This window comes from Embleya sp. NPDC005971 (genome assembly GCF_040629175.1).
GTDB lineage: Bacteria > Actinomycetota > Actinomycetes > Streptomycetales > Streptomycetaceae > Embleya.
In genome coordinates, this window is sequence record NZ_JBEXUX010000024.1 from 1 (window position 1) to 15,133 (window position 15,133).

Sequence of the window (15,133 nt, forward strand, 5' to 3'; positions counted from 1 at the left end):
TGCCGTCTCAAAGGCGACGGCGTCCACCACGCCATGCTCGGCATCGCCCGCTTGCACAACCTCGCTCTCGCCGGATAGCCGACGAGTTCGCGCAGATGCCGACCGCATCCGCAACTCGAAGATCACTTGTGGGACAACCTTTAGCGTGCGGCGAGGCGGGACTTCTTGACTTTGTTGCCGCAGGTGTTCATGGAGCACCAGCGGCGGTTCGCTCCACGGCTGGTGTCGAGGAAGAGGCCGGCACACCCGGAGCCCTCGCAGGTCTTGATGTGGCTGCGATGGGGGCCTCCGATGGCCTGGATCGCATCATTGGCCAAGACGCCCAGGGCATCGGCGACGAGAGCCGTCTCGGTCAGGCGCCAGTGGGCGTTGCCACCTTCAAGGGCGATGGTGGCGTGTCCAGCGGCGGCCGAGGCGTTGATCGTGTCGATGTCGGAGGCGTCAGGGCTGGTTCGCTGTGCGGTTGCGGCGCCGATTCGGTAGATGGTCTCACGGAGTTCAAGGGCCCGGCTCAGTTCGGCCGAGGTGAGTTCGCTGCCTGTGCCAAGTCCGTTGACGTCCAGCCACAGCCCCAACCGGGCGGGGTCGTGCAGTCGTTCCACGGGAGTGTCGCTCGCGCGATCGCTGACCGTCGCGGTGAAGCGGAACGCCAGGACCTCGTTGTCCAGCCGGAAGGCTCGCCGCGCTTCCTTGCTCATGTCGGACCTCCATCGTGACCATCAACACTCCAGTGAACCGTCTCAGCCGGTTCGACACGATCGTATCCCCATGCCAGAATCTGAACCGTCTCAGGCGGTTCAACGAAGGGGAGATTCGCATGAGCGACGTCGCCGTCATCGGCCTCGGTGCGATGGGACGTCCCATCGCACGCAACCTCTTGCGGGCCGGCCACGAGGTCACCGTATGGAACCGCTCCGACGGGCCCGCGGACGAGCTGGTCGCCGCCGGTGCCCGACGAGCAGCTTCCGTCTCCGATGCGCTCCAGGCACCGGTGGTCTTCTCGGTTCTCTCGAACGACCAGGCCGTTGCCCAGACCCTTCTCGACCCCGGCGTCCTCGCCGACACTCCGGCCGGCACTGTTCACGTCAACCTGGCAACGGTGAGTACGCGCTTGGCCCGTCGTGCCGCCGAAATCCATGCCGAGCACGGTGTCGGCTATGTCGCGGCCCCGGTTTTCGGCAGGGTGCCCGTCGCCGAAGCCGGGGCCCTCAATGTTCTCGCCGCGGGCGCCCCCGCCCTGATCGACCGGGTGCAGCCGTTCTTCAACGTGATCGGCTCCCGCACCTGGCGCCTCGGTGACCAGCCGGAACAGGCCAACCTCGTCAAGATCCTCGGCAACTACCTCATTGCCTGTTCGATCCAATCCCTCGGTGAGGCGATCAGTCTCGCCGAGAGCACCGGGGTGGATTCCGGGCACCTCGTGGAGCTGCTGACCTCGACGCTGTTCCCGGGTCCGGTGTACTCCTCCTATGGCGCGCTGATCGCCGAGCGCCGCTACCGGCCGGCCGGGTTCACGACCGTCCTCGGTCGCAAGGACCTCCACCTCGCCCTTGCTGCGGCGCAGGAACACGACGTCCCGCTGCCCACGGGTGAGCTGCTGCGTGGGGTCTTCGAGCAAGCCATCGCCGCCGGACACGGCGAGGACGACTGGGCCTCCATCGCGCAGCAGCAGCGTCGATAGGCGAGACCCCGTGGTCTCCATCGAAGAACGGCGCCCCTGGCCCAAGGAGCCGGCGGCGCTCCGCCTTGTTGCGCTCATTGCCGTCCAGTCCGAAATCGACGGTCGATTGGCAACGCAGCGGGGGTGGGGTCCCCGGGCCGGGATCGGAGCGGCAGCAATCAGTTGATCGACGGCCCTTTTGATTCCGCTGCCGATGAGCGTGGTGATACCCGGTCACCGTCACGGCGTGACCGTGCCGAGCTGCGAGTACACGCACACCGACTTGCGCTCGACGTGCCAGTGGATGAGCACCCCGGGGCCGTAGTACAGCTGGTGCCACCGGGTCATCAGGTTCGAGGACCAGGACCCGAACCTGCGGCGGTCGGACACCCCCGCGGCCCCGGTGCCCCACCACGACTCGTTCCGGACGGCGAACGTGGCGTTCACCAGCCTCACCAACCCCGCGCACAGGTTCGCCCGGTTGACGAACACGTGCCGCACCCGCCGCAGCGTCGACTCCGACTCGCCGTGCCTGCCGGTCACCGCCACCCGTTCGATGCCCATGTTCTTCCCCAGCCCGAACAGCACCAGCAGCCAGCGGCGCAGTACGGCACGCGGCAGGTTCTCCCGGGTTGATCGATCGTTCCCCAACGCCGCTCGATCTCGGATTTGATCGCGGCCACGTACTCGGGCTCCTCCTGCTTCGGCCGGGCGAGACCTTGATCCACGGCTCGCCATACCGGCGCACGATCGCCACCACCCCGCCGCTGGTGTCCCAATTCGACCGGCGCGTCGCGGGCTTCGTCCGGAACGTCTGAACACCAGCCGGGCCCAAGGGTCCCCGAGCGCGTCCCATCCGCCCGGGGCGGACCGTCCGAATTCCGTACGGTCCGCCGTCCCGGGCGGATTGCGGGCAGGTACGGGTCAGGACAGCGCGCCCCGGCGCGCGAGGACGCCGCCCAAGGCGGTTGCCGCAGCGCGCAGCGCGGCAATGTGGGTCTCGGGGCGGAAGCGGGGGCTGGGCCCGGCCACGCTGATCGCCGCGATGGGTTCGTCGTCCGGGCCCAGGACGGGCGCGGCCACGCACACCAGGCCGACTGCGGACTCCTCGTACTCGAACGCGACGCCGTTTTCCAGCACGGCGTGCAACTGCCGGCGCAGCAGCCCCGGCGCGACCACGGTGTGCGGGGTGCGCCGCTCCGGCGGCCCGGCGAGCACGGTGCGCCGCAGGTCGTCGTCGCCGTACGCGAGCAGCGCCTTGCCGATCGCGGTGCAGTGCATCGGCATCCGGCCGCCGACCCGGGAGGGGCTGCGCGCCTGGCGATGTCCGCCGATCTTGGCGATGTACACGACGTCGGTGCCCTCGCGCACGCCGAGGTGGACGATCTCGTGGGTGCGTTCGTACAGGTCCTGGAGGAACGGCATGGCCAATTCGAGCAATCCGCGTTCGACCGATGCCCGCATGCCGAGCTCGAACAAGGCGCCGCTGAGCCGATAGCCCCCCGGCAGCCGGTCCAGCAGTCGCAGCGCCACCAACTCCCCGGTGAGCCGGTGCACGGTGGCCTTGTGCAGGCCCGTACGGCGCACCAACTCCGCGAGCGGGACGGCGCGGTCGTGGACGGTGAACGCCTCCAGGATGGCGGTCGCCTTGCTCAGGACGCTGTTGCGGTCGGGGGCGGCGGGCATCCGCCCAGTGTATCGCTGAGCGAGACGCTTCGATTGTGGTGGCCTCTCGGCGGCCGCGACGATGCCGCCATGACCAGTACTTCCCCCTACGACGAAGACGCGGTGCGAGTCGCCGCCGAACGGCTGCTCGAGGCCGCCGAGACCGGCATTCCCTGCGCCCCGGTCCGCGACCTGATCGGTCCGGGCGACCTGGCCGCGGCGTACGGCGTCCAGCGTCGCGTCGTCGCCGACCGGCTGGCCCGCGGCGCCCGGGTCGTCGGCCGCAAGATCGGCCTCACCTCCACCGCCGTCCAGCGGCAACTGGGCGTCGACCGGCCCGACTTCGGAGTGCTCTTCGACGACATGGGCCACGCCGACGGCCAGGTGATCCCGTACCGCACGGTGCTGCAACCCCGGGTCGAGGCGGAGGTGGCGTTCGTACTGGGCGCCGATCTCGCCGACGGGCCGCTCGACCTCGACCAGGTGCGTGATGCCATCGACTACGCGGTCGCGGCCCTGGAGATCTGCGGCAGCCGGGTGCGCGACTGGGACATCCGCTTCGCCGACACCGTGGCCGACAACGCCTCGTCGGGCGCGTACGTCCTGGGCGCGGTCCGCAAGAGCCTCGACGAACTCGTGCCGCGCGAGGTGCGGATGACCATGACGGCCGGGGGAGAGGTGGTCTCCGCCGGCACCGGCGCCGCCTGCCTGGGCGACCCGATCGAGGCGGTGGCCTGGCTGGCCCGGCAGGCCCGCGACCTCGGCGATCCGCTGCGCGCCGGGCAACTCGTGCTCTCCGGAGCGCTGGGGCCGATGCACCCCGTGGCGCCCGGGGACAACGTCCGCGCCGACATCACCGGGCTCGGCGCGGTCGCGATCGACTTCGGCCCGGACTTCGACGAGGAGGGTTCATGACCAGGACCAAGGTCGCCGTCATCGGATCGGGCAACATCGGCACCGATTTGATGATCAAGGTGCTGCGCACCGCCGAACACCTGGAGATGGGTGCGATGGTCGGCATCGACGCCGACTCCGACGGCCTGGCCCGCGCCCGCCGGCTCGGCGTACCGACCACCCACGACGGGGTCGAGGGGCTGATCGCGATGCCCGGATTCGACGAGATCGGGATCGTCTTCGACGCCACCTCGGCCAAGGCGCACGTCCACAACGCGGCCCGGCTGCGGCCGTACGGCAAGCGGCTGATCGACCTCACGCCCGCGGCGCTGGGACCGTACGTCGTCCCTGCGGTCAACCTCGAACAGCATCTCGACGCCGACAACGTCAACATGGTCACCTGCGGCGGCCAGGCCACCATTCCGGTGGTCGCGGCGATCGGCGCAGTGGCCCCGGTCGCCTACGCCGAGATCGTGGCCTCCATCGCCTCGAAGTCCGCCGGACCGGGCACGCGCGCCAACATCGACGAGTTCACCGAGACCACCTCGGCCGCGATCGTCGAGGTCGGCGGCGCCCGGCGCGGCAAGGCGATCATCGTCCTCAACCCCGCCGAGCCCCCGCTGATCATGCGCGACACCGTTCTGGCGCTGGTCCACGCGCCCGGCCCCGACACGGTGGAGGAGATCCGGGAGTCGGTGGCCACGATGGTCGCCGCCGTCGCCGAGTACGTGCCCGGCTACCGGCTCAAGCAGGAGGTCCAGGTGACCCCCGTCCCCGCCGACCTACCGGTGGAGACCCTGCTGGCTTTTGGCACGGACCGCCCCACCCACCAGGTCTCGGTATTCCTGGAGGTCGAGGGCGCCGCCCACTACCTGCCCGCCTACGCCGGAAACCTCGACATCATGACCTCGGCCGCGCTCCGCGTCGGCGAACGGATGGCGGCCCGCGACGCGGCCCGCGGCCCGGACGCCGACAACGGCCGCGGCACCACCCGCCGGCACGTGGAGGCCGCCTCGTGAGCACCCCGATCCTCGTCCAGGACGTCACCCTGCGGGACGGCATGCACGCCGTCCGGCACCGGATCACCCCCGCGGACGTCGCGCGAATCGTCGCCGCCCTCGACCGGGCCGGTGTGGACGCCATCGAAGTGGCGCACGGCGACGGCCTCGCCGGCGGCTCGCTCAACTACGGCCCCGGCTCACACAGCGACTGGGCCTGGATCGAAGCCGCCGCCTCCGTGCTGGAGCGCGCCCGACTGACCACCCTGCTGCTGCCCGGCGTCGGCACCATCCACGACCTGCGACGCGCCTACGACCTGGGGGTCCGCTCGGTCCGCGTCGCCACGCACTGCACCGAGGCCGACATCTCCGCGCAGCACATCGCCGCGGCGCGCGAACTCGGCATGGACGTCTCCGGATTCCTGATGCTCTCGCACATGGCCCCGCCGGAGGCACTTGCCGAACAGGCCCGGCTGATGGAGTCGTACGGCGCGCACTGCGTCTACGTCACCGACTCCGGCGGCCGGCTCACCATGAACGACGTCGCCGCCCGGGTGCGGGCGTATCGGGACGTGCTGCGGCCGGAGACCGAGATCGGGATCCACGCCCACGAGAACCTCTCGCTCTCGGTGGCAAATTCGGTGGTCGCGGTGGAGAACGGCTGCTTCCGCGTGGACGCCTCGCTGGCCGGGCACGGTGCGGGCGCCGGAAACTGCCCGCTGGAGGCGTTCATCGCGGTCGCCGACCTGTCCGGCTTCGCCCACGGCTGTGACCTGTTCGCCCTCCAGGACGCGGCCGACGACCTGGTCCGTCCGCTCCAGGACCGCCCGGTCCGGGTCGATCGCGAAACCCTCACCCTGGGCTACGCGGGCGTCTACTCGTCCTTCCTGCGCCATGCCGAAGCCGCCTCCGCGCGCTACGGCGTGGACGTGCGCGACCTCCTCATGGAGTGCGGCCGGCGAGGTTTGGTGGGCGGCCAGGAGGACATGATCGTCGACATCGCCCTGACCCTGTCCGCCTGACGGCCCGCACGGCCCCGGAGCGCGAAACCGAAGGTGCGCAACGGTGTTCGCAAGGTACACGCGCCGACGGACGGACGTTACCGGGGACTTCCGGGACATCGCGCGGTGACACCGTGACCACCGTGCAGGACTACAAGAACCTGCGTGACGGGATCGCCCGCGTCACCGCGAGCGGCTGGACGCGGTGTTCGCGGGCGAGGCCGCGTCGGGCGCGCCGACACCACCCGACCGGGATGGATCGGCCGACGACGTGGGTGATGATCGCCAGGTACGGCTCGGTGTTGGTGTCCAGCGCCCGCAGCGCGTCCCGTTCGATGTCCGCGCGGTGGGTGGTCATCGTCGGGTCGGTCCGCTGCGGGGAGGGATGTCTTCTCGCCCGGTGTGGTCATTCCGGCATGTACGACACTCAGGGTTTCCATCACGGGGACTCCTTGTGCTTCGTGGGGGCGGCGGGCCACGGCCGTGCCTGTCGTCCCCGCGGATGCGACGCCGTGTGTCGGTGTGCCCCGCTGGGCTGCCCGGCCGCCGGGCCCGGGCGACGGCGTGGCCGCGCCGGGACGGGACCGCGGCGTGTGCGAGGGCGCCCGCCCGGGGCCGACGTCGCGCCGGGGTGTGGGATGCGTCGGCCATCAGCTCCAGGGCGTTCGCCCGGTCCCCGACCCCGGCACACGTATAGGCGGCGGTGCACCGCATCTGCGCGTAGGCGGCGGCCTGTTGCGGTGTGGTCAACCCGGTGGTCTCCCCGCGCGTGGCCGTGTCCGGCGTGGCGTGATGCGCCGTGGCCTCCTGTCCCTGGTGACGCAACACTCCGAGCAACCGTGCCGACGAGGCGGCCGTCGGCGGCGATCCGCTGTGGTGGGCGTACACGGTCGCCCGATCGGCGACGGTCCGCGCCCGCTGGTACCGGCCGATCTTGGAGAGGGTCTCGGTGGCGAGGTCGTGGCACGCGGCCGGACGGGCGAACGCGTCCGGGTCGGCCGCGCTGTCGGCGTGGGCCTGCCCGGCCGCGACCAACTCCGGCAGGGCCACGCCCAGTCGGGCGTGATCTGTCGTACAGCCCGCGAGCCTGCGCCAACCCGACGAGAACATCCGCTCCCGGTCGTGGGGAAGAGCGGACGGCGATGGACGCGAGCGCCTGATCGACCCCGCCGAGCACGGTCGCGGGGACGGCCGCGAGTGAGGCGGTCGGCGGGCAGCGTCGGCGCATCCGATCGCCCTCCTCGTCCCGCCGCACGGCGGTCCGGGCCACCCCAACCGGTATCGGCGCGCTCACTCCCAGTACCGCACCCGGCACCCCGCCGGCATGTCCACGGCGCCGGCCGACCCGCGCAACACCGCCACGTCCACGTCCGAACGCGCGCCCGACTCCAACCGGGAGACCCCCGATGCGGAGCAACCCACGATCGAACCCAAGTCGCGCCGCCGCCAGTTCCGCGCCAACCGTCCGATCCGCACCCTTCCCCGTCCGGCGTTTCCGCTCGCGACGATGATCAACTTTCCCTGGTGCAGGGCGTGCCGGGCGGCGGATTCGAGCGAGGCGGTGTCGAATCCTCCGTGTGAAATGCGGCCTCGGCGGGGGCGTCGCGCGTCGGCCCGACTCGATGTCGCGACGCCGAGAGAGTGATCCGCGCGAAGACGTCCCGTGCATCGAGGTGAGGACCCGATGCCGTGCCTGTCCGCGACCTACACTCCCGGGGATGCCGGGAAGCCGTCGGCAACCAAGGCGGCGAGCCTTCGCGCGAGGGTCGAACCGGCTTCCACCACGTGGATGAACAGGCTCAAGCCCGGGTCGTGTGTGACGTCGAGGCGCTCGTAGGGGAGCTTGAGGTCACCGATGGCCGGATGGTTCACATGCACGTCTCCCGAGCGATGGTGGACGATGTTGTGATCGTCCCAGCGGGACCTGAACTCCGGGCTGCGCAAGTTGAGATCGAGGATGAGCTTGGAGAGTTCGAGATCGTCGGGATGACGTGTGGCGTACCACCGGAGCGCTCCCACTGTCTCGTCGGCGACACGCTCCCATCGGCACTCGAAGGCTCGGCTGACCGGGTTGAGGAAGATGAAGCGTGCCCGGTTGCCCTTGTCTTCGGGGTTGGTGAACAGGGGCGCGTAGACCGCGCGGGCCTCGCGGTTCCCGGCAAGGAAGTCCATGCGGTAGTTGGTGATCCACGCCGGCAGCGGACCGAGCGCATCGGTGATCACCTGTAGTGCCGGGCGTACGGCATCGCCGTGGTGATCCTGTGCCCTGGCGGCCGTCGGAATCTTCTCCACGGAGTGCGCGAGGTCGTGGAGGTGCGTGGCCTCGAGATCGTTGAGGCCGAGGGCGCGCGCGATGGCGCCCAGGACGGCCTCGGAGACACGCACTTTCTGACCGCGTTCCAGGCGGGCGTAGTACTCGACGCTGATGCCGGCGAGCGCGGCCACCTCTTCCCGTCGGAGCCCGGGTACTCGCCGCCCGATGCCGGTCGCACCGTTGAAGCTTGTCGGGTTCACGCGTGCACGGCGGGAGCGGAGGAAACCTCCCAGGTCACTGTCTTCGGCTGCCATGGTCCGAAACTGTACGCCCGCGATGGCCGAACACGTACTGCCAGTACGCGTTACTTGGACCGCGTATCGACCGGCTCTGCCACGCGGCGGGCAATTCCCGCCACACTAAAGCCACCCAGTTTCCGGTGATTCCGGTGCGGCACCACAACCGCCTCGGCGCCTGAACTGACGAGATCTGTCTGCACACGAGATCCGGGCACCGACCGCGGTCTACGCGACCACAGAACGATCGAATCCGTCCCGGATCCTCGGCGCAAGGAAACAGCACCGTCTTCGCCGAGCGAGATCTTGAAGTGAGCACACATGACATCAATCGCAGAAACCCTCGGGCACAGCCTGGACCGTTCGTCGCATTTTCGTGCGCGGCGGCTCGGACACGTCGACCTGCTCCGGGTGAATCTCGTGAACGTCAGCGCTTTCAATCGCGATATCGCGGGTGCGGGCGTGCACCATCGCCAAGGCGAACGCGGGTTCTCTTACAAGAACGGCAACACCCACCACGATCTCGAACTGCTCGACGCACGCTCCGCAGTTCGTTCTCGGCCGAACCACCTCGCATTCGAGCTCGAGGCCGGACCGTCGCTCGCGGATGCCCCGGCGAGGTTCGGACATGTGTGACAGCCCGATGCGACTGTCTCGAAGGGAGACAAACCCATGACCGCGCAGGCAGAACATCCGACGCCACCCGTCGACGAGCACACGCGCACCTCGCCCATGCTCGTGCCCCGGAGGAACTACACCGATCCCGGCCTCTACGAGGAGGAGCGGGTCAAGATCTTCCGGCGTACCTGGCAGCTCATTTGCCATACCTCCGAGCTCCCCGAGGCGGGCAGCTACCGGACGGCCAGGATCGCCGGAGAACCGGTTGCGGTGTGGCGCGGCACCGACGGGGTCATTCGCGGTTTCCACAACGCATGCACCCACCGCGGCGTCGAGGTACTCCTCGGCGCCAAGGGCACGTGCCCGGGTTCGGTGAAGTGCATGTATCACGCCTGGACTTTCAGCGACAAAGGCGACCTCGTCGGGGTGCCGTTCCCGCGGGCCTATGGTGAGGGCCTCGACAAATCCGAGTACGGCTTGACACCGGTCAAGGTCGCGGAGTTCGCCGGACTCGTTTTCGCCGCCATCGACCCGGCCGTCGAGAACTTCGAGGATTATCTGGGCGAGGCGGCGCGGTACCTCCGGGAATTCATGGACGGCACCGAGGTCATCGGTCGTGCCCGATGGGACTACCCGGGCAATTGGAAGCTGTGGACCGACAACTTCCGGGACAACTATCACCCGCAGTTCCTGCACCGCATGATTGCCGACGGCCGCGGCGGCATGCAACCCGGCAAGAATTACGAGCTGGCCAGCGGCCACTCGATGCTGACGTTCCCGGCGTACGGCGGCTTCAACATCGAGAAGTACGCCGCCGGCCTGTCCGCCGAACTGGGTGAGAACCTCACGCTGACGGTCGAGGACTCCGCCAGTCGCGGCCATACCGCCCAGGAACAGGAAGCCCGACTCGCGGCGTGGGAGCGGGACGTCCGTCACGGCAACACGATCTTCGCGGTCTTCCCGAACTTCGACCTGCAGTACGACGCCGACGGCAGCAGCATCTTCCTGGAGGTTGCGACTCCCCTCGGTCTGGACAGCACGGTCGTGGAACTCATCGTCCTGGGCAAGGTCGGCGAGTCGGCGGCGGAGCGCCGGCGCCGCCTGGAGACCGGCGCCGATTCCCAGGGCTCCTGGGGCAAGATCACCGCCGACGACCTCGAGGCGGCGGTACGCGCTCAGAGCGGACTGCAGGGCACCAGCCTCGAGACCTCCCACATGGGCCGCGGTCTCAAGCCGGGCAAGGTCGGCGACAAGTTCGACGAGTACTCGCTGCGGTGCTTCCACAAGCTCTGGAATTCCTACATCAACGAAGAGCCCATCGTGTTGGAAAAGGGGTTCGTCCATGAGTGAGCAGCAAGTATTCGAGCATGAGGTGCTGCAGCCGCCGACGGCGCCGACCAGTGGCACTCGCACATACGACCCGGCCCTGCTGGAACGGGTGCGTGCCTTCTACGCCGATTGGGCGGCGTGCCTGGACGAGGACCGTTACCGCGACTGGCTGGGGCTTTTCCACAAGAACGCCGAGTACTCCGTGACGGATCGGGAGAACACCGACACGGGCCTGTACCTGACGAAGGAGCGCGGGATCGTCGCGCTTCAGGTCCGTGCGGCCTACGTGTCCGGGTACTGGCGCATGCAGCGGAAGCCCCGAGTCCATCTGATCGGCAACCTGCGCGTCTTCGTCGAGAGCGACGGCACTCTCAACGTGAAGGCGAGTGTGGTGTTGGTTCGCACCGGCCTCGACGGACACTCCCGGGTCCACGCCGCCGGCACGTACGACGACCTCCTGGCCGGGAAGGGCGAGGGCTTCGAGATCCTCCGCCACGCGGTGGTTCTCGACGCCGACGTGCAGCCCTATGACATGACCGACATCGTCTGATCGTTGGATAGGGGACCCGTCATGAAACAGGACCGATATATTCGCGCGCTCGGTTACGTCGGATTCACCAGCGCCCGACTCGAGGACTGGCGAACATTCGGCACAGGCATTCTCGGACTCCAAGACGTATCCACGGCCGACGCGGCCGAGACGGAACTGCGCCTTCGCATGGACGAGCGCTCGTGGCGGATCGCCGTCGCGGCAGGCGCCGAGGAGGGACTCGCGTACCTCGGCTGGGAGACCGCGTCACATGACGCACTCGCGGCGCTGGTCGACCATCTCACGACGCACGGCTTCGACGTGGTCGAGGAGACGCCGCAGGTGGCTCGACACCGTGGGGTCGCGGAGCTTTACAGCAGCCACGATCCGGACGGCAACCGGGTGGAGTTCTACTGGGGCCCGAGCGCCGATCCGGATCCGTTCCACTCACCCGCGGGAGTGGAGTTCGTCGCCGGCACGCTCGGGGTGGGGCACATCGTGCTCCGCACCGTCGAGTTCGATGCCTGCAACGAGTTCTACCGCGACGTCCTCGGATTCGGGCTCAGTGACTACCTGATCGCGCCCCCGCGGCTGATCAACTTTCTGCACGTCAACGAGCGCCATCACAGCCTCGCCCTGATCCAGGGTGACCCTGCGGCGCCCTCGGTCAGCCACCTGATGCTCGAGCCGACGCACATCGACATGGTCGGCCGAGCGCTGGATCGCGTATACGCCTCGGGTGCCAAGCCGGTGGTCGGACTCGGTCGGCACGTCAACGACCGGATGATCTCTTCCTACCTCGAGACGCCGTCCGGCTTCAGGCTCGAGTACGGCGCAGGCGGTCTGCTGATCGACCCCGCGACGCACATTTCCACCAACCACACCGGCGACAAGGTGTGGGGACACCAGCGTTACTGACCGACTCGACGGGTCGATCGTCGAGTTCTCGCAGCAAGAGAGGCGGACCGATGTCCGTGAACAGCATGTGGAACGACCTGGTCGGTGCCTCGATCGGGTACCGAGGCAAGGAGTTCAAGACCCGTGTCATCGAGGCCGGCGAGGGGGAGCCGCTCATCCTCATGCACGGGAACGGCGGCCACGCCGAGGCATACAGCCGCAACATCATGCGGTTGAGCAAGCATTTCCACGTCATCGCCATCGACCTGCTGTGGCACGGCTTCTCCTCGGGCCGACCGTTCACCACCGAGATGGTGCCGACCTACGCCGAACAGCTCATCGACCTGATGGACTCGATCGGTGCCGACACCGCCCACCTCGAAGGCGAGTCCTTGGGTGGCTGGGTGAGCATGTGGGCGGCACTGCACTACCCCGACCGCGTCGGAAAGATCATCCTCAACACGACCGCCGGCGCCGAGGTCGAGGATGGGCGCGTCACGCCGGAGCGGCTCGCGGCCGGCGACGCCCTTCGGGCGCGCTCGCTCGCCGCGATCGGCAACCCGACCCGCGAGACGGTCCGCAAACGGCTCGAGTGGCTGATGGCCGAGCCGGACCGCGTCACCGAGGAACTCGTCACGCTGCGGCAGTTCTTCTACCAGCGCCCCGAAACCCGCGAGGGCCTTACGAACGTCATGCAGAACAGCTTCCGGTCCGACTCTCCACACCGCATCACCCCGCAGATGCTCGGCCGGATCCGACAGTCGACCCTGGTGCTCTGGAGCGACCACAACCCCGGCACCGGTCCGGAGTTCGGCCGCAAGCTCGCCTCGCTCATCCCCGACGCGCAGTACGCCTGCATCGCGGACGCCGGCCACTGGCCGCAGTGGGAGAAGCCCGAGGAACACGACTCGGTCGTCACCGAGTTCCTCCTCGCCTGAACCACCGCATCCGACCACCTCTGTGGCGACACCGCGGGACCTGTCCGGCGGCGTAGTTACGCGGCCCTCGACCGCAGGCTCCCGAACGCGCTCCGGTCGACCCTGATCGGATGGAACAAGGCTCGCGCGCGGGAAGCGGCTCCCCACGGCGTCACCGCCGACGTCGTGGTGCCGGGCCGGATCGACACTCCCCGTATCCCCCGGCGGGATGCTTCCCGCGCGGAGCGTGAGGGCATCTCCGCAGACGCTGCCGCCCGGGCGAGGATCGTCTCCATCCCGCCGGGCCGCTGCGGAGATCCCCCCGAGTACGCCGCGGCGGTTGCCTTATCGGCAAGTTCGCGCGGGCTGTATCACCGGCACCGCATTGCGTGTCGACGGCGGCTCGATCCCATCGGTGTGACCTTCTGAGCAGGGAAATGGAGGAAAGAATCATGCAGTTGTTGGTGAGACAGATCCGATGGGAGGCCGCGGGGGTCGTCTCCCTCATCCTGGTGGATCCCATCGGGCAGGACCTGCCCGGATGGCAACCGGGGGCACACATCGACCTGACGGTCGGCGACGGCTCGGTCCGGCAGTATTCGCTGTGCGGTGACCCGGACGACCGGAAGTCCTACCGCATCGGCGTCCTGCGGGAGGCCGATGGCCGAGGCGGTTCCCGGTTCATCCACGACCGGTTGCGCGTCGGCGCACTGATCGACGTGGCGGGTCCTCGCAACCACTTCCCGTTCGACCCGCCTTCGCGCATCCGCTTCGTGGCCGGCGGCATCGGCATCACCCCGCTGATACCGATGATTCGGGACGCGGAGTACCGAGGACTGGACTGGAAGCTCACGTACGGCGGCCGCAGCCGGGCCTCGATGGCGTTCCTCGACGAGCTCGACTCCTCGCGGGTGCACGTGCATCCCGCCGACGAGGCCGGGCCGATGGACCTCGACACGGCACTCGGTGACCCCTGCCAAGACACCGCGATCTACACCTGTGGCCCGGGCTCGCTCCTCGACGCCGTCGAGGAGCGAGCCTCCTCCTGGCCGCAGGGCGCGCTCCACCTGGAACGCTTCTCGGCTCCGCCCGCCGTGCCCGTGGCCGGCGACGTACCGTTCGAGGTCCTGGCCAAGCGCAGCGGTATCACGGTGACCGTGCCCGCCGACGGGAGCATCCTCAAGGCACTCGACGACGCCGGCGTGAACACGCTGAGCTCCTGCTCCGAAGGGATATGCGGGGCTTGCGAGACGCTCGTGGTGGAGGGCAAGCCCGATCACCGCGATCACGTTCTCACGGAAGAGGAGAAAGAAAGCGGCGAGTACATCATGATCTGCGTCTCGCGCGCCTGCACCAAACGGATCGTCCTCGACATCTGATTTCGAATCAGCCGGTAGGAAGGCTGAGTCGACAACGATCGAATCGCCGCACCGACCAGATGATCCGCCGCCGCGCATACAGGAACGTCCAAGGGCCCTCGAAGCCGAAATCCGAGCCTGAGCCAAGAACTGGAACGAGGGCCCGAACCGTTCCGTCGGCCCCGGATCCCCGCACCCCCGCCCGGCGACGCAGGGCCCGCCGCCGGCAGCTCCGACTCGGCGGACCCGGCCGGCTCCTCCGGCTCCTGCGCGGCGGCGGGGCGGGTGGCGGCGGCGCGTTTGCCCAAGCCGGGGCGCCCGTCGGACAGGGCCCACTCGAGCGCGGCGTCCGTGTCCACCGATTCGTTGGGCCGCAGCCACGGGCCGACGTCGACCGAGGACGATCCGGCCGTCCGCGACCCGGTCAGCGGCAGGCGCGCGAGCGCTTTCCGCAGGCGTACTACGTCGATCCGGCCGTGGTTCACGGCGTCGTACAACGCTCCGTGTCCGCGCCGGTACTCGGATGCAAGGGAGAGTCCGACCAGCGTCCTGACCGGCCCGTCCACGCACAACACCGCATTCGCGAGTTCGAACAACGCGTCGCCGCGCCGGGTCAGGCAGCCTGGAACTTGCTTCGGAAACGGGACAGTTACGCGAGCGTCTCAACGCCGGCAGCGGATCAGCCGACGTCAGAGCATGCCACCGATCCCGACCACG

The 15,133-nt window shown here is 69.0% G+C and carries 15 protein-coding genes and 1 pseudogene; 10 read left to right on the forward strand and 6 right to left on the reverse strand.

Annotated elements, in window-relative coordinates:
- Window positions 1-140: 140 nt before the first annotated feature.
- A complete protein-coding gene (locus ABZ374_RS21735) occupies window positions 141-698 on the reverse strand; it encodes an ABATE domain-containing protein (protein ID WP_360313447.1) in 558 nt (185 codons plus the stop codon).
- Window positions 699-712: 14 nt separating this feature from the next.
- Here ABZ374_RS21735 and ABZ374_RS21740 point away from each other — a divergent pair, with 14 nt between their 5' ends.
- The gene (locus ABZ374_RS21740) at window positions 713-1,681 is read left to right on the forward strand and encodes an NAD(P)-dependent oxidoreductase (protein ID WP_360313449.1); all 969 of its coding nucleotides are present in this window, start codon (window positions 713-715) and stop codon (window positions 1,679-1,681) included.
- A 219-nt stretch (window positions 1,682-1,900) separates the two neighbouring features.
- Here ABZ374_RS21740 and ABZ374_RS21745 read toward each other — a convergent pair whose 3' ends face one another.
- Window positions 1,901-2,311 (reverse strand): Tn3 family transposase, encoded by a 411-nt coding sequence (locus tag ABZ374_RS21745; protein WP_360313451.1) that lies wholly within the window; start codon window positions 2,309-2,311, stop codon window positions 1,901-1,903.
- A 273-nt stretch (window positions 2,312-2,584) separates the two neighbouring features.
- The gene (locus ABZ374_RS21750; protein WP_360313453.1) at window positions 2,585-3,346 is read right to left on the reverse strand and encodes an IclR family transcriptional regulator; all 762 of its coding nucleotides are present in this window, start codon (window positions 3,344-3,346) and stop codon (window positions 2,585-2,587) included.
- 69 nt (window positions 3,347-3,415) lie between these two features.
- On the opposite strand from ABZ374_RS21750, the gene ABZ374_RS21755 reads away from it, so the two are divergent.
- The 3 genes from ABZ374_RS21755 to dmpG are packed head-to-tail and all read left to right on the forward strand — an operon-like array spanning window position 3,416 to window position 6,239.
- Window positions 3,416-4,240 (forward strand): fumarylacetoacetate hydrolase family protein, encoded by an 825-nt coding sequence (locus tag ABZ374_RS21755; RefSeq protein ID WP_360313455.1) that lies wholly within the window; start codon window positions 3,416-3,418, stop codon window positions 4,238-4,240.
- The gene (locus ABZ374_RS21760) at window positions 4,237-5,238 is read left to right on the forward strand and encodes an acetaldehyde dehydrogenase (acetylating) (protein ID WP_360313457.1); all 1,002 of its coding nucleotides are present in this window, start codon (window positions 4,237-4,239) and stop codon (window positions 5,236-5,238) included. Before ABZ374_RS21755 ends, ABZ374_RS21760 begins: the two co-directional genes overlap by 4 nt.
- Complete coding sequence (gene dmpG / locus ABZ374_RS21765) at window positions 5,235-6,239, forward strand: 4-hydroxy-2-oxovalerate aldolase (RefSeq protein ID WP_360313459.1); 1,005 nt, start codon at window positions 5,235-5,237, stop codon at window positions 6,237-6,239. Before ABZ374_RS21760 ends, dmpG begins: the two co-directional genes overlap by 4 nt.
- Before the next feature lie 130 nt (window positions 6,240-6,369).
- Here dmpG and ABZ374_RS21770 read toward each other — a convergent pair whose 3' ends face one another.
- Both ABZ374_RS21770 and ABZ374_RS21775 read right to left on the reverse strand, forming a co-directional pair.
- A complete protein-coding gene (locus ABZ374_RS21770; protein ID WP_360313461.1) occupies window positions 6,370-6,576 on the reverse strand; it encodes a hypothetical protein in 207 nt (68 codons plus the stop codon).
- 1,346 nt (window positions 6,577-7,922) lie between these two features.
- Window positions 7,923-8,786 carry a helix-turn-helix transcriptional regulator gene (locus tag ABZ374_RS21775; protein WP_360313463.1) on the reverse strand — a complete coding sequence of 288 codons (864 nt, stop codon included), beginning with the start codon at window positions 8,784-8,786 and terminating at the stop codon, window positions 7,923-7,925.
- Window positions 8,787-9,089: 303 nt separating this feature from the next.
- Between ABZ374_RS21775 and ABZ374_RS21780 the strand changes: the two genes are divergently transcribed.
- From ABZ374_RS21780 to ABZ374_RS21805, 6 genes are all read left to right on the forward strand, one after another.
- Window positions 9,090-9,404, forward strand: a complete 315-nt coding sequence (locus ABZ374_RS21780) for a hypothetical protein (protein WP_360313464.1) — start codon at window positions 9,090-9,092, stop codon at window positions 9,402-9,404.
- Between the two features lie 36 nt (window positions 9,405-9,440).
- The gene (locus ABZ374_RS21785; RefSeq protein ID WP_360313466.1) at window positions 9,441-10,736 is read left to right on the forward strand and encodes a Rieske 2Fe-2S domain-containing protein; all 1,296 of its coding nucleotides are present in this window, start codon (window positions 9,441-9,443) and stop codon (window positions 10,734-10,736) included.
- Window positions 10,729-11,265: an aromatic-ring-hydroxylating dioxygenase subunit beta gene (locus ABZ374_RS21790; RefSeq protein WP_360313468.1), complete on the forward strand. Its 537-nt coding sequence runs from the start codon at window positions 10,729-10,731 to the stop codon at window positions 11,263-11,265. The genes ABZ374_RS21785 and ABZ374_RS21790 overlap by 8 nt, the downstream gene beginning before the upstream one ends.
- 21 nt (window positions 11,266-11,286) lie before the next feature.
- Window positions 11,287-12,162 (forward strand): VOC family protein, encoded by an 876-nt coding sequence (locus ABZ374_RS21795; RefSeq protein ID WP_360313470.1) that lies wholly within the window; start codon window positions 11,287-11,289, stop codon window positions 12,160-12,162.
- A 50-nt stretch (window positions 12,163-12,212) separates the two neighbouring features.
- Window positions 12,213-13,079: an alpha/beta hydrolase gene (locus ABZ374_RS21800; protein WP_360313472.1), complete on the forward strand. Its 867-nt coding sequence runs from the start codon at window positions 12,213-12,215 to the stop codon at window positions 13,077-13,079.
- A 431-nt stretch (window positions 13,080-13,510) separates the two neighbouring features.
- On the forward strand, window positions 13,511-14,437 hold the full coding sequence (locus tag ABZ374_RS21805; protein ID WP_360313474.1) for a PDR/VanB family oxidoreductase: 927 nt from the start codon (window positions 13,511-13,513) through the stop codon (window positions 14,435-14,437).
- Between the two features lie 404 nt (window positions 14,438-14,841).
- Here ABZ374_RS21805 and ABZ374_RS21810 read toward each other — a convergent pair.
- Window positions 14,842-15,065: pseudogene (locus ABZ374_RS21810) on the reverse strand (transposase); the annotation flags it as partial.
- Window positions 15,066-15,133: the final 68 nt, after the last annotated feature.

Bases quoted from the DNA above. Each gene is read 5' to 3' on its own strand.
- ABZ374_RS21755 (WP_360313455.1), top strand. From the start codon at position 3,416: ATGACCAGTACTTCCCCCTACGACGAAGACGCGGTGCGAGTCGCCGCC.
- ABZ374_RS21785 (WP_360313466.1), top strand. From the start codon at position 9,441: ATGACCGCGCAGGCAGAACATCCGACGCCACCCGTCGACGAGCACACG.
- ABZ374_RS21775 (WP_360313463.1), bottom strand. From the start codon at position 8,786: ATGGCAGCCGAAGACAGTGACCTGGGAGGTTTCCTCCGCTCCCGCCGT.
- ABZ374_RS21790 (WP_360313468.1), top strand. From the start codon at position 10,729: ATGAGTGAGCAGCAAGTATTCGAGCATGAGGTGCTGCAGCCGCCGACG.
- ABZ374_RS21735 (WP_360313447.1), bottom strand. From the start codon at position 698: ATGAGCAAGGAAGCGCGGCGAGCCTTCCGGCTGGACAACGAGGTCCTG.
- ABZ374_RS21800 (WP_360313472.1), top strand. From the start codon at position 12,213: ATGTCCGTGAACAGCATGTGGAACGACCTGGTCGGTGCCTCGATCGGG.
- ABZ374_RS21795 (WP_360313470.1), top strand. From the start codon at position 11,287: ATGAAACAGGACCGATATATTCGCGCGCTCGGTTACGTCGGATTCACC.
- ABZ374_RS21780 (WP_360313464.1), top strand. From the start codon at position 9,090: ATGACATCAATCGCAGAAACCCTCGGGCACAGCCTGGACCGTTCGTCG.
- ABZ374_RS21750 (WP_360313453.1), bottom strand. From the start codon at position 3,346: ATGCCCGCCGCCCCCGACCGCAACAGCGTCCTGAGCAAGGCGACCGCC.
- ABZ374_RS21760 (WP_360313457.1), top strand. From the start codon at position 4,237: ATGACCAGGACCAAGGTCGCCGTCATCGGATCGGGCAACATCGGCACC.
- ABZ374_RS21770 (WP_360313461.1), bottom strand. From the start codon at position 6,576: ATGACCACCCACCGCGCGGACATCGAACGGGACGCGCTGCGGGCGCTG.
- ABZ374_RS21805 (WP_360313474.1), top strand. From the start codon at position 13,511: ATGCAGTTGTTGGTGAGACAGATCCGATGGGAGGCCGCGGGGGTCGTC.